This is a genomic window from Rhodoferax sp. GW822-FHT02A01, from assembly GCF_038784515.1.
Taxonomy (GTDB): domain Bacteria; phylum Pseudomonadota; class Gammaproteobacteria; order Burkholderiales; family Burkholderiaceae_C; genus Allorhodoferax.
On the sequence record NZ_CP152376.1, the window covers coordinates 511079 to 524002 of the forward strand.

Genomic DNA, 12924 nt, shown 5'->3' on the forward strand with positions numbered 1-12924 from the left:
CATGCTGCATATCTGGGGTCGCCTGAGTTCGCTCAACGTTCGCAAAGTTGTGTGGGCCGCGCAGGAAGTGGGTGTACCCTTCCAGCGCACCGATGCGGGGCTGAGTTATGGCGTGGTGAGAACGCCGGAGTACCGCTCCATGAACCCGAACAGCGAAGTGCCCACCATCCAGGATGGTGATCTGGTGCTGTGGGAGTCCAACGTCATCGTGCGCTACCTGTGCGCCAAGCATGCCAACGGCACCCTCTATCCGCAGGACCTGACCGCGCGCTTCGACGCCGAGCGCTGGATGGACTGGCAACAGACCACTTTCAACCGGGCAGCTGGCACCGCCTTTGTGCAATGGTTTCGCACGCCTGCGGAGAAGCGCGACATGGCGGCCATTGCCCAATCCGTGGCAGCGACGCAGCCGCTACTCGCATTGCTAGATGCCCACCTGGCGCAGCATGCCTACATGGGCGGCGACCACTTCACCATGGCCGACATTCCGCTGGGCTGCGACGTGCAGCGCTGGTTGGGCTTGCCTGAGCAACACCCCGCGTTGCCGAACCTGCGGCGCTGGATCGCCGCCCTGCTGGCACGCCCCGGCGCCAAGGGTGTGCTGGACCTGCCCTTGTCCTGAACCCGCACATCGGGTCCCACCATGCCGCACCAACGCCCCTTTAAACAGGTCGACGTCTTCACTGCCCGCCCCTATTACGGCAACGCCCTGGCCGTGGTGCTGGATGCCAGCGGCATGAGCGACGACGCCATGCAGCGCTTTGCCGCCTGGACCAATCTGGCCGAAACCACCTTCCTGCTACCACCCACGCCCGAGGCGGCGGCAGCCGGCGCGGATTACCAGGTGCGCATCTTCACCACCGCGTACGAGATGCCATTTGCCGGCCACCCCACGCTGGGCAGTTGCCACGCCTGGCTGGAGCACGGCGGTACGCCCAAAGACCCGGCGCGCATCGTGCAGCAGTGCAAGGTCGGCTTGGTGGCCATTCGGCCCGAAGGCCGGCGCCTGGCGTTTGCCGCACCGCCGCTTGCGCGCAGCGCCATCGCGCCGGAGCTGTTGCCTGCACTGCTGGCGGCCCTGGGGCTGCAAGCAGAGCAACTGGTCGCCAACCAGAGACTGGTCAACGGCCCACAATTCTTCGGCCTGCTGGTGGACAGCGCGGACACCGTGCTCTCCCTCAAGCCGGACTCTGCCGCCATCCGCGCGGTGCTGGCACAGGGCGGATGCAGCGGCGTGGGCATTGCGGCCATCGAGCAGGAGAGCGGCAGCCATGGGTTGATCAAGCGCTCCAACCGCGAGGCGCGCGCCTTCGGCGGCTCTGCAGCCGCAGCGTCCCCGGACAACGCCCAGCCCAGCGTGGAAGTGCGCATGTTTGTCAGCGACCTAGCGGTGTCGGAAGACCCCATCACCGGCAGCTTCAATGCCAGCCTCGCCCAATGGCTGATTGCCGACGGACACGCGCCTTCCAGCTATGTCGCAGCCCAAGGAACCTGCATAGGGCGCGAAGGACGGGTGCACATTTACCAGGACGCGTCCGGCCAAGTCTGGGTTGGCGGGGACAGCGTCACGTGTATCAACGGTCAAGTTCTTCTTTAACGTTTTCCATGCCTTTGCACATTGCCACTCCACTGGTTCAATCCACCCCACTGTCCCATGCCGCGCAACGCTCCGTCTGGCTCAAGCTCGAAGCCTTGCAGCCGCCCGGCTCCTTCAAGATCCGCGGCATAGGTGCCGCCTGCGAACACTATGCACAGCACGGCGCCAAGCGCTTTGTGTCCTCCAGCGGTGGCAATGCCGGGCTGGCCGTGGCCTATGCGGGTCGCCATCTGTCCATTCCCGTGACCGTGGTGGTCCCGTCCACCACCTCGGAGCGTGCCAAAGACCTGCTGCGCCAGGAAGGTGCCGAGGTCACCGTGCATGGCGCCAGCTGGCAGGAAGCCAATGCGCTGGCGCAGTCGCTGCTGACCGGCACCGACGCCTTTCTGCATCCGTTTGACAACCCGCTGCTGTGGAGCGGCCACGCCAGCATGATTGATGAAGTCGCAGCCAGCGGCGTGCGGCCCGATGCTGTAGTGCTGTCGGTTGGTGGCGGTGGATTGCTGGCCGGCGTCATGGAAGGCCTGGCGCGCAATGGCTGGGGCGATGTGCCGGTACTGGCCGTGGAAACGGACGGCGCCGCGTCCCTGCACGCCGCCATGCAGGCTGGCGAGCGCGTAACACTGGATGCCATCACCAGCATCGCCACCTCCCTGGGCGCACGCCAGGTCTGTGAAAAAGCTTTCGAGCTGGGTCAAAGCGGCAAGGTGCACAGCGTGCTGGTGTCAGACCAGGAGGCCGTGGATGCCTGCAACCGCTTTCTGGACGACCACCGTCTGCTGGTGGAGCCAGCCTGCGGTGCTGCACTGGCCGCCGCGTACGGCAACGCCAGTGCCCTCGCGCCCTACCGCAACGTGCTGGTAATCGTGTGCGGTGGCGCCACGGCCACTGCGGGCAATCTGCAGCAATGGGCCCGGCAGCTGGCCGCCTAGCAAGGAACACCATGGCCGCCTACCAACTTGCCCAACTCAACATCGCGCAGATGCGCACGCCCATGGACTCGCCCGAGATGGCCGACTTTGTCGCCAACCTAGACCGTATCAATGCGCTGGCCGACAGCGCGCCGGGCTTTGTCTGGCGCCTGGCAGGCGACGATGGCAACGCCACCGCGTTCCGCCCGTTTGGCGAAGACACACTGGTCAACCTGTCGGTGTGGGACAACGTGGACGCCTTGGGCGCGTTCGTCTACAAGACGGCGCATGTGGAAATCATGAAGCGGCGCAAGGAGTGGTTCGACCGCATGGAGCAGGCCTATATGGTGCTGTGGTGGGTACCCGCCGACCACCGCCCCGATGAGGCCGAAGCCAAGGATAGGCTGCAGACCCTGCGCACCCTGGGCCCGACCGACAAGGCCTTTACTTTCAAGCAGCCTTTCCCCGCGCCGCTATGAAGACCATTGGCCTCATCGGTGGCATGAGCTGGGAGTCCACTGCCCTCTACTACCGCCAGATCAACGAAGGTATCAAGCAGCGCCTGGGTGGACTGCACTCGGCCAAGCTGATTCTGCTGAGTGTGGACTTTGCCGAGATCGAAGTGCTGCAGCGCGCCGGCGACTGGCAGGCCGCCGGTGAAATCCTGGCGCAGGCAGCACGCACGCTGCAGATCGCTGGAGCCGACTTTCTGGTGCTGTGTACCAACACCATGCACAAGGTGGCGCCTGCCATCGAGGCCGCGGCCACCATCCCCCTGCTGCATGTGGCAGACCCTACGGCACAGGCTATCCGGGCAGCCGGTTTTTCCAAGGTGGGACTAATCGGCACGCGCTTCACCATGGAGCAGAGTTTCTACAAGGACCGCCTGATCCAGCGGCACGGACTGCAGGTGGTGCTGCCCGATGAGGCCGATCGCGCCACGGTGCATCGCATCATCTTTGAGGAGCTGTGCCTGGGAAAGACCACCGAAGCTTCGCGCGCCGAATACCGCCGCGTGATGGCAGGCCTGGTGCAGCAAGGTGCCGAGTGCATCATCCTGGGTTGCACGGAAATTACGCTGCTCGTGGGTGCGGAGGATGCAACCGTGCCGCTGTTTGACACAACGGCTTTGCACGGGCAGGCGGCGGTGGAACTGGCATTGCAACAGACCGACTGACCTGCAAGGCAACGCTAGCAGCTCATTCCTGTCACAGACTGCGTCCCATAAACCGCCACCTTTCGCGAAACTGGACGGGAACCTCTGTCTCTTCATAGGCCGCACAGTCGACAAAGCCGCAGGCTTCGTACGCTCTGTGCGCAGAAGTCATGAAAGGTGCGGAGTCCAGGAGCGCGCGCTCATATCCGAAAGCACCCGCGTCTGACAACAGGCGCCTGAGCATCCGTTCTCCCAATTTGTTGCCTCTGTATTGCGGGCTGAAATAAATGCGTTTGATTTCCGCTGTGCCTTTGCGCAGATAGCGCAGACCACCCATGCCTGCCAGACCTCCATCCACATAGACCAGGTAGAAAATCCCCTTGGGAGGTGGATCACCACAGACCTTGTCGATAACGGCTGCAACGTACTCGTTCACCGACACACCCGCAATGTCGTTCATGGGTACGGCGAAATACGCCTCGATTTCCCCGAATGCCCAAGTCATGTATTCGAGGTTGAGACTTATGAGTGCGGCGCGGTCCCGTACTGCATCAGCAACTGTGAATTCCACGTGGGGCATAGGCTTCCTTCTTTTGACCTCGTCGGGGCGGGTGGGGTCAGTGTACGAGGGTCGCTTTGCTACACTGCATGCATGTTCTGCAAGCCTTTCTCCGATGCCTTCACTGCCCTGCAACGGGCCTTGAATGCCACACCCGCCTCCGTGCGAACGGAGCTTGCACGCATTACCACCATTACCACCACGGCCACCTGAGTCGTGCAGGTGGCCGTCCCGGCTGCCTTCTGGTGTCTCTTCAAACAGTTCCCAGCCCAGGCAGTTGGGTTTTCAACTGTCTGGAGAGCAAGATGTTTCAAGCAATCACAAATACAAATCATGGCCCCGTTCCTTTCCACGCGGAACAGGCGCCGCTGCGGGTAGGCCTGCTCGGCCTGGGCACAGTAGGCGGCGGCACCTACCGTGTGCTCGTGCGCAATCAGGCACTCATCGCGGCGCGCTGTGGCCGAGCCATCACCATCACTGCGATAGCGGTTCGCAATACAGCGCGGGCGCAAGCGATGGTTGGGTCTGAGGTGCGGGTGCTGTCGGACCCGTTCGCTCTGGTAAACCAGCCCGATATCGACGTGGTGGTAGAGACCATAGGCGGCACCACGCTAGCCAAGGAGCTGGTGTTGCAAGCCATTGCCAACGGCAAGCATGTGGTCACTGCCAACAAGGCGCTGCTGGCCGAACATGGCGCGGAGGTATTTGCAGCGGCGCAGGCGTGCGGCGTGATCGTGGCGTATGAGGGCGCGGTGGCTGTGGCCATTCCCATCGTCAAGGCCTTGCGCGAGGGCCTGGCCGCCAATCGCGTGGAAAGCGTTAGCGGCATCCTCAACGGCACCACCAACTTCATCCTGACCGAAATGCAGGACAAGGGTGTGGACTTTGACAAGGCCCTGCGTGAAGCGCAGGCGCGCGGCTTTGCCGAAGCTGATCCGCACCTGGACGTGCAAGGCATTGACGCCGCGCACAAGCTCTGCCTGCTGGCGGCCATTGCGTTTGGCACGCCCATCTCGCTCGCGCAGGTGGACGTGCAGGGCATAGCGCACCTGCAGCCGCGCGACATGGAAGAGGCCAAGCAACAGGGCTGCCGCATCAAGCTGCTGGCCGTGGCCAAGCGGGATACACATGGCCTCCACCTGTCGGTCCGGCCGACGCTGGTACCGGCGCAGGACTGGCTGGGCTGCGTGAGCGGCTCCATGAACGGCATCCTGGTACGCAGCGACGCGGCAGGCGACACGTTTTATTACGGCGCAGGCGCAGGTTCCGAGCAAACCGCCTCTGCCGTGATTGCCGACCTGGTGGATGTGGCAAGGGCGATGCACTGCCCGCCGCAGTTTCGCGTTCCCTACCTGGGCACCCCGATACAAAGCTTCTCCTGAAAGCGGTTTTTCCAATCCATGACACACTGCGCCCCCTATGACCCGTACCGCAACCAGCGCCCCTGCAGCACCCGCCCGCTACTTGAGTGGCTCCCTGTTCCACCATGTGTTCGTCATGGCCGGTACCGGGGCCATCGGGCTGGTGGCGGTGTTTGCGGTGGACCTGATCAACCTGTTCTACATCTCGCTGCTGGGTGAAAAGGAGATTGCGGCAGCGGTGGGCTTTGCCGGGGTGGTGGCGTTTTTCCATACCTCGATCTGCATCGGGCTGATGATCGGCATTACCGCCTGCGTGGCCCGAGCCATTGGTGCCGGCCACATGCAGGACGCGCGCCGCATGGCAACCCACAGCCAGCTGATCATGGTGGCCATCGCTGCCGTATTGGGCCTGGGCACGGTGGTGGTACTACCGGCACTGCTGAATGCGCTGGGTGCCACCGGGGAAGTGGCGCGACTGGCGCAGCGCTATCTCACGGTGACCATGCCTTCGGTACCGCTGCTCGGCATCGGCATGGCCACGTCGGCCCTGCTGCGTTCGGTAGGCGATGCGCGACGCTCCATGTGGGTGACGCTGGGCGCGGCTGCGGTCACTGCCTGCCTGGACCCGCTGTTCATTTTCGTGTTCGGCCTGGGTTTGGATGGCGCCGCCATTGTCTCGGTGATTGCACGCTGCGTCATGGTGGGCTTGGGCGCGTTCGGTGTGTGGCGTGTGCATCACATGCTGGGGCCGGTCGAGTGGCAGCACTTCTCCGCCGACGCCCGCGCGCTCTCGGCCATTGCCGCACCCGCAGTGCTTTCCAACCTGGCCACGCCGGTGGGCGCTGCCTTTGTGACGCACAGCGTGGCGCAGTTCGGCCCGTCCGCCGTGGCCGGGCAGGCCACCATTGACCGCATCACCCCCGTGGCGTTCGGGCTGATCTATTCCCTCAGCGGTGCGGTCGGTCCCATCCTGTCACAGAACCTGGGCGCCCGACAGTTCGACCGCGTGCGCGCCTGCATGCGTGCCAGCCTGTGGTTCATGGCGCTGGCGGTAGGCGCCGCCTGGTTGCTGCTGGCGCTGCTGCAAGGCCTGCTGATACGCGCGTTTTCTCTGGAAGGCGTGGCAGCCGAGATGGTGCACGCGTTCTGCTCCTGGATTTGCGCCAGCTTTCTGTTTGCCGGAGCCCTGTTCGTAGCCAACGCGGCATTCAACAACCTGGGCCGCCCACTGTGGTCTACCGGTTTCAACTGGGCACGTGCCACCCTGGGCACCATTCCCTTTGCCTGGTGGGGCGCGCAATACGGCCCGGTGCAGGTGATGGTGGGGCAAGCTGCAGGGCTGGTGATCTTCGGCACCCTGGCGATGCTCACCGCCCAGTGGCTGACGCGGCGCTTTGGCGACACGCACTGAGGCCCAGGTCTCTTACAGTGCAGCCATGGGAACTCTCTATCTGGTCCGCCATGGACAAGCCTCGCTGGGCGCCGACAACTACGACAACCTGAGCGGCTTGGGCCAGCGCCAGTCAGTGCGCCTGGGTGAATACCTGGCCCACAAGGGCCTGCAGTTCGACGCGGTCTATACCGGTAGCCTCAAGCGCCATGCGCAGACCTGGGCCGGCATCGCGCAAGGCATGGGAAGCAGTAAGTCCCTAGAGCCCACCGTGCGCACGGGCCTCAACGAGTACAACAGCGAAGCGGTGATCCGCAGCACCTCCACCGAACCCGCGCCACGCCCGACCACACCCGAGTCCGTGCGTGCGCATTTCCTGCGCCTGCGCAACGGCCTGCAGCAATGGGCCGCAGGCAGCGTCACGCCCGAAGGCATGCTGCCCTACCGAGACTTTGCAGGGGGTGTGGCCGAAGTGCTTGCGCAGATACGTAGCCAGCACAGCGGCAATGTGCTGCTGGTCAGCAGCGGCGGACCGATTGCCACAGCGGTGGCGCTGACCCTGGGCACCAGCCCCGAGGCGTTTGTGGAGCTCAATATGCGCATCCGCAACACGGCGCTCACCGAATTTGCGTTCACGCCCAAGCGCCAGGCCTTGCTCACTTTCAACACCCTGCCCCATCTGGACGCAGCGCCCTACGCCGACTGGGCCAGCTACTCCTGAGAGCGCATTACAGCCGCGGCTTGTCGACCAGCGTACTCATGGGAAGCTGGTGCAGCTCGGCCAGCAGTTGCGCCAGGGCGCAGCCTGCCGCGTCGAGCACGCTGCGGCCTTTTTTCGCAGTGGCCGCCGCCGCATTGCCGACCGCACCGGCGGGGTTGTAGTCCTGGGTCTGCCAGGCCAGCTTGGCGCTCTTGCCATTGCCCAGGATGGCGTACTGGCTGGCGCGCTCCTGCGAAGTGGAGGCAAAGTTCTGCGCGTGGTCCATATCCACTACCTGCGGCTGCAGCGCCAGCATCATGGAAGTCTCTATGTCTCCTGCGTGGATGCCGAAGCGGTGCTCGTCGGCACTGAACTGCGCATTCACATCCTCACCCTGCGGTCCGACCAAGGGCAAGCCAAACCAGTTGACGCTGTAGACCAGCATGCCCAGCCGCGCGCGCAGGTCACGCGCCACCACATCGAGCAGACCCACCTGGCCGCCATGCGAATTGAGCAGCACCAGCTTGCGCACTCCGGCAGCGGCCACGCTTTCGCCGATGTCGGTCCACAGGCGGATCAGCGTTTCGGACTTGAGTGTCAGCGTACCCGCATAGGCTGCATGCTCCGGGCTGAAGCCCACGGCCTGCGTGGGCAGGAACAGGGCCGGTACATCGGCGGCCAGCTGCGGCAATGTGGCGGCGATCACGCCGTCCACCAGCGCGGTGTCCACGCACAGCGGCAGATGCGGACCATGCTGCTCGGTGGCCGCCAGCGGCAGCACGGCGATGATCTGCGGCATGCGGCCATGGGCCTGTGCCTGTGCAAAGTCGCGCGCTGTCCAGTCCGCCCAGAATCGTGATGTGGTTCTCATAGGTCTATCTTAGAGCGAGATGCCTGGTGGCGCTGCTGCCGTTGCGCGGCAGGCCGGTTGTGCGCATTCTGCTTTTCGCGGCGCGGCAGCAGGCCTTGCAGGGCGCTCGGGTTGGAGCGTGCGCCGCTGCCCACATAGTCCGCCAGCAGGGCTGCGCGTACCGCGTCTGCGGGCAGGGCCCGCACCTGCGTGAGGTAGTCAAACAAGGCGTCCACCAAATCTTCGGGCGTCAGTGCATGGGTGCTGCCAGTGCGCTGCCACAGCCACGCTGAAAAGTCGGACAGCGCGGCAAAGGCACTGCCGGCTTGCAGCAGCAGGCCGCAGCTTTTGCCAAAACGGCCGGAGTTGGCGAGCAAGTCCCAGTAGCGCGCCAGACGCGCAAAGGCCTGCGCTTCTGCGGCGCTGACGGCACCGGTGTGTTGCACGGTGTACGGCGGCAGCGGGTCATACACCATGCCTTCCTGCGCGGGCCCACCAGCCGGGCTGCGTTGCGCCAGCGGCGTGCCGCGCAAACGCTTGAGCAAGCCCAGTTGAATCTCATGGGGGCCCAGCGCGTACAGGCGGTCAAATCCCTGCGCAAAACTGTGCCAGCTCTCGCCGGGCAGGCCGAAGATCAGGTCGGTGTGCAGATGCGCCTGGGTGTGGGTCAGCAACCAGCGGATGTTGTCCTCTGTGCGCGGGTTGTCCTGCCGGCGCGATATCGCCTTTTGCACCTCCGGGTTGAAGCTCTGGATGCCGATCTCAAACTGTAGCGTGCCCGCGGGAAAGCGCACCAGCATGTCCTTGAGCGCATCGGGCAAGTGGTCGGGCACCAATTCAAAGTGCAGAAACAGGCGCTCATGCGGCATGGCCTGCAGCGCGTCCAGAAAGAACTGCAGGATGCGCACCGACACATCCACCTTGAGGTTGAAGGTGCGGTCCACAAACTTGAAGCTGCGTGCACCCCGCGCCAGCAGCGACTGCAGTTCGAGCAGAAACGGTTCCAGCGCAAAGGCCCAGGCGGTCTTGTCCAGAGCGCTCAGACAGAAAGCGCATTTGAACGGGCAACCGCGTGAGGCCTCCACATACAGCACACGCTGGGCCAGATCGGTGGCGCTGTAGTGGGCGTAGGGCAGAGTGAGTTCCGACAGGGGTGGCTGCTCACCGGCAATCACCTTCATCAGCGGCCTGGGCCCATGCACCAGTGCTTTGCACAGTTTGGGGAAACTCACATCACCCCAGCCGGTAATCACGTAGTCTGACGCTTGCACGATGGCTTGCTGTTCCAGCTCGAAGCTCACCTCCGGCCCACCCAACACCACCTGGATCTGCGGGCACTGGCGCTTGAGCAGGCGAATGACTTCCTCGGTCTGCACCACATTCCAGATGTACACGCCAAAGCCCACGATGCGCACATCGGCATCCCCCAGCGACGCCAGCAGCTCGTCCACGATGGCCTGGGGTGCGCGGTGGATGGTGAACTCATGCAGCTGCGTCACCGCTGTCAGATCGGCGCCGCCGTAAAGCGGCATGTTCGCCATCAGATAGCGCAAGCCCAGGGACGCGTGGATGTATTTGGCGTTGAGCGTGGCAAGGGCGATGCGAGCAGACATGGCCGTATTATCAAAGCATGGCCAGCAAGCAACGCTCCAAGACCAACGCCAAGAACGCATCGCCTGGCGCTGCACCCGCCGCGCGCAACAGCACGGGTGACACCTTTTTTGGCTGGGACGGGGACGTTCTGGTCGTCAACATCCTGGGCAAACCAGCCGCGTCCAAGGATGCCATCGGCAAACCCAAGGGCACACAGCTCAAGGTCAGCGTCACGGCCGCGCCCAAGGATGGCAAGGCCACTGACCACATGGTGCGCTTTCTGGCGCCACTCTTTGGCGTGGCGGTGTCAGACATCGAGGTGGTGTTTGGGCGCGAGAACGTCAACAAGCAATTGCGCATCCGATCCCCCAAGAAATTGCCGCCTGTTTTTGACTCGGAAGCGTCATAAACGGCTTGGCGCGACAATCGGGGGGTAGCGCAGTGTGCGCCCCTTATTTGTCGGCCTGCTCCCATGTTCCTATTCCCTGAACGCTCCCATAACCCTATGCCCGGCTCGCGCCCGCTCGCGCGTCCGTGGGCTCGCGCGGCTGCCGCCTGCATGGCAACCCTTTGCATGGCCACCACCGCCTGGGCACAGTTCTCGTCCCCTGCCGCCAGTTCGGTGGGCGGAGGAGCCGTCAGTGCCGTGGTGCAAACCGAGCAGGTGCGCGCCGAACTGGTTGCCTACGCGCCGGACGGCGTAAGTGCCGGCAAACCGGTTTGGGTGGGGCTGCAGCTTACGCACCAGCCGCAATGGCACACCTATTGGAAGAACGCCGGGGACTCCGGCCTGCCCACGCGATTGGAGTGGAGCCTGCCCGCCGGCGTCACCGCGGGTGAGATTGCTTGGCCCACACCACAAAAAATCAATATTGGCAGCCTGGCCAATTTTGGCTATGAAGGCACGGTGCTGCTGCCGGTGCCGCTGAGCATCGACAAAGCATTCGCGCCGTCTGCTTTGGCCGACACCATGGAGGTCAAGCTTTCGGCATCCTGGCTGGTGTGCAAGCAGGAGTGCGTGCCGCAGGACGGCAACTTTGTATTGCAACTGCCCTTGCGCGGCTCCACCGCATTGCATGCTGCGGACTTTGAGCGTGCCCGCGCAGCGCAGCCCGTTGCGCACAACGGCAAGTCCGAGGTCCAGTTGGCCAAGGACGGACTCACCGTCACGATTGCCGGTCTGCCCGCCGCCTGGCTTGGCAAGAACATCAGCGCCTTCATTGAAGCACCGGACATCATCGAGACTGCCCGCTCACCTTCAGCCAGCGACAGCAAGCCACAGAACTGGAGCGGCGATGGAAGCTGGTCTGCCACGCTGCCCTACTCCACCTTGCGCAGCGAATCACCGGCAAGCTTGGCCTTTGTGCTGGTATCAGGCACGCAGAGTCTGAGAACCCAGGCCACCGTACATGGGACTTGGCCGCCTTTGCCCACGGGACCAGCCGCGTCCGCCACACCGCAGTTGACCGGCACCAGCGGCAGTGCGCCGCTCCCCCCTGCCAAGGCAGATGCCGGACTGGGAACCTGGGCCCTGGCCATGGGCGCGGCCTTGCTGGGCGGGCTGATCCTCAACCTCATGCCCTGTGTATTCCCGGTACTGGCCATCAAGGTGCTGGGGTTCACCCGCCCGGGACAGTCGCACGTGAGCCACCGCACCCAGGGCCTTGCTTATACCGCCGGTGTGGTGCTGTCCTTTCTGGCACTGGGTGGGCTAATGCTGGCGCTGCGTGCCGGTGGGGAGCGTCTGGGCTGGGGCTTTCAGCTTCAGTCGCCAGCGGTGATTGCGGCACTGGCCTTGCTGTTTACGCTGATCGGCCTGAACCTCATGGGCTTGCTGGAAGTGGGCAATCTGCTGCCCGGCAAGCTGGCCTCCCTGCAATTGCGCCACCCGGTGGGTGACGCATTCCTGTCGGGGGTGCTGGCGGTGGCCATTGCGTCGCCCTGCACGGCGCCCTTCATGGGCGCCTCGCTGGGTTACGCCATTGCGCTGCCAGCGCTGCAGGCGCTGGGCATTTTTGCTGCACTGGGTGTGGGGCTGGCCCTGCCGTTTCTGGCCATCAGCTGGATTCCCGGTTCGGCCAAGCTGCTGCCACGGCCCGGTGCATGGATGGTCACGCTGCGCCGCTTTCTGGCTTTCCCCATGTGGGCCACGGTGGTCTGGCTGCTGTGGGTGCTGGGCCATCTGAGCGGCGTGGACGGCGCCGCCAGCCTGCTGGCCCTGTTGCTGTGTCTGGCGCTGCTGGTGTGGTCGCTGCGTTTGAGCGGGCGCAGCCGTGTGGTGCTCAGCGCCATTGCTTTGCTGACCGGCATCTGGCTGACTGCCAGCCTGGGGCCCAATGTGCTGCGCGAGGAAGCCGCTGCCTCCGCGTCTGCGTCCGCCGGCTCAGCCGCAGGTGCCTGGCAGCCCTGGGAGCCCGGCCGTGTAGAAGCAGAGCTTGCTGCCGGGAAGCCTGTGTTTGTGGACTTTACCGCCGCCTGGTGCATTACCTGCCAGTACAACAAGAAGACCACGCTTGCCGACGCCACCGTGCAGGCGGACTTTTCCGCCAAGAAGGTAAGCCTGCTGCGCGCCGACTGGACCCATCGCGACCCAGCCATTACCCAGGCCCTGAGCGATCTGGGTCGCAGCGGTGTGCCGGTGTACGTGCTGTACCAGCCAGGCAAGCCAGCGGTGGTCCTGTCGGAATTGCTGGGCGTGGGTGAGTTGCGGTCCGCGCTGGCGCGCCTCTAAGCGCCGCACGCTGCTACTGCCAAGCTTGGTGTAAGGCTGCAGGGCGGTCACCTGCGACAATCAGGCTATCTACCTA

The 12924-nt window shown here is 64.3% G+C and carries 13 protein-coding genes; 10 read left to right on the forward strand and 3 right to left on the reverse strand.

Going from position 1 to position 12924, the window contains the following annotated elements; translation table 11 throughout:
• Position 1 precedes the first annotated feature (1 nt).
• The 5 genes from AAGF34_RS02350 to AAGF34_RS02370 are packed head-to-tail and all read left to right on the forward strand — an operon-like array spanning position 2 to position 3685.
• The gene (locus tag AAGF34_RS02350) at positions 2–622 is read left to right on the forward strand and encodes a glutathione S-transferase (RefSeq protein WP_342619029.1); all 621 of its coding nucleotides are present in this window, start codon (positions 2–4) and stop codon (positions 620–622) included.
• A gap of 21 nt (positions 623–643) precedes the next feature.
• On the forward strand, positions 644–1597 hold the full coding sequence (locus AAGF34_RS02355) for a PhzF family phenazine biosynthesis protein (RefSeq protein ID WP_342619030.1): 954 nt from the start codon (positions 644–646) through the stop codon (positions 1595–1597).
• An 8-nt stretch (positions 1598–1605) separates the two neighbouring features.
• Positions 1606–2529: a pyridoxal-phosphate dependent enzyme gene (locus tag AAGF34_RS02360; RefSeq protein WP_342619031.1), complete on the forward strand. Its 924-nt coding sequence runs from the start codon at positions 1606–1608 to the stop codon at positions 2527–2529.
• A gap of 11 nt (positions 2530–2540) precedes the next feature.
• On the forward strand, positions 2541–2987 hold the full coding sequence (locus AAGF34_RS02365; protein ID WP_342619032.1) for a DUF3291 domain-containing protein: 447 nt from the start codon (positions 2541–2543) through the stop codon (positions 2985–2987).
• Positions 2984–3685 carry an aspartate/glutamate racemase family protein gene (locus AAGF34_RS02370; RefSeq protein WP_342619033.1) on the forward strand — a complete coding sequence of 234 codons (702 nt, stop codon included), beginning with the start codon at positions 2984–2986 and terminating at the stop codon, positions 3683–3685. Before AAGF34_RS02365 ends, AAGF34_RS02370 begins: the two co-directional genes overlap by 4 nt.
• Before the next feature lie 31 nt (positions 3686–3716).
• On the opposite strand, the gene AAGF34_RS02375 is transcribed toward AAGF34_RS02370, so the two are convergent.
• On the reverse strand, positions 3717–4244 hold the full coding sequence (locus tag AAGF34_RS02375; protein ID WP_342619034.1) for a GNAT family N-acetyltransferase: 528 nt from the start codon (positions 4242–4244) through the stop codon (positions 3717–3719).
• A 284-nt stretch (positions 4245–4528) separates the two neighbouring features.
• On the opposite strand from AAGF34_RS02375, the gene AAGF34_RS02380 reads away from it, so the two are divergent.
• From AAGF34_RS02380 to AAGF34_RS02390, 3 genes are read left to right on the forward strand one after another with little or no spacing between them, the layout of a single operon-like run.
• Entirely contained in the window at positions 4529–5605 is a 1077-nt protein-coding gene (locus AAGF34_RS02380; RefSeq protein ID WP_342619036.1) for a homoserine dehydrogenase, read from the forward strand.
• A gap of 37 nt (positions 5606–5642) precedes the next feature.
• The gene (locus AAGF34_RS02385) at positions 5643–6995 is read left to right on the forward strand and encodes an MATE family efflux transporter (RefSeq protein WP_342619037.1); all 1353 of its coding nucleotides are present in this window, start codon (positions 5643–5645) and stop codon (positions 6993–6995) included.
• A gap of 25 nt (positions 6996–7020) precedes the next feature.
• Positions 7021–7695, forward strand: a complete 675-nt coding sequence (locus tag AAGF34_RS02390) for a histidine phosphatase family protein (RefSeq protein ID WP_342619038.1) — start codon at positions 7021–7023, stop codon at positions 7693–7695.
• Between the two features lie 7 nt (positions 7696–7702).
• Here the strand turns inward: AAGF34_RS02390 and AAGF34_RS02395 are convergent, their stop codons facing one another.
• Together AAGF34_RS02395 and AAGF34_RS02400 are read right to left on the reverse strand one after the other, a co-directional pair.
• Entirely contained in the window at positions 7703–8545 is an 843-nt protein-coding gene (locus AAGF34_RS02395; protein WP_342619039.1) for a creatininase family protein, read from the reverse strand.
• Positions 8542–10137 (reverse strand): DUF4080 domain-containing protein, encoded by a 1596-nt coding sequence (locus AAGF34_RS02400; RefSeq protein WP_342619040.1) that lies wholly within the window; start codon positions 10135–10137, stop codon positions 8542–8544. The genes AAGF34_RS02395 and AAGF34_RS02400 overlap by 4 nt, the downstream gene beginning before the upstream one ends.
• 17 nt (positions 10138–10154) lie before the next feature.
• On the opposite strand from AAGF34_RS02400, the gene AAGF34_RS02405 reads away from it, so the two are divergent.
• Both AAGF34_RS02405 and AAGF34_RS02410 read left to right on the forward strand, forming a co-directional pair.
• Positions 10155–10526: a DUF167 family protein gene (locus tag AAGF34_RS02405; RefSeq protein ID WP_342619041.1), complete on the forward strand. Its 372-nt coding sequence runs from the start codon at positions 10155–10157 to the stop codon at positions 10524–10526.
• A gap of 165 nt (positions 10527–10691) precedes the next feature.
• The gene (locus AAGF34_RS02410; protein WP_342619042.1) at positions 10692–12848 is read left to right on the forward strand and encodes a thioredoxin family protein; all 2157 of its coding nucleotides are present in this window, start codon (positions 10692–10694) and stop codon (positions 12846–12848) included.
• Positions 12849–12924 lie beyond the last annotated feature (76 nt).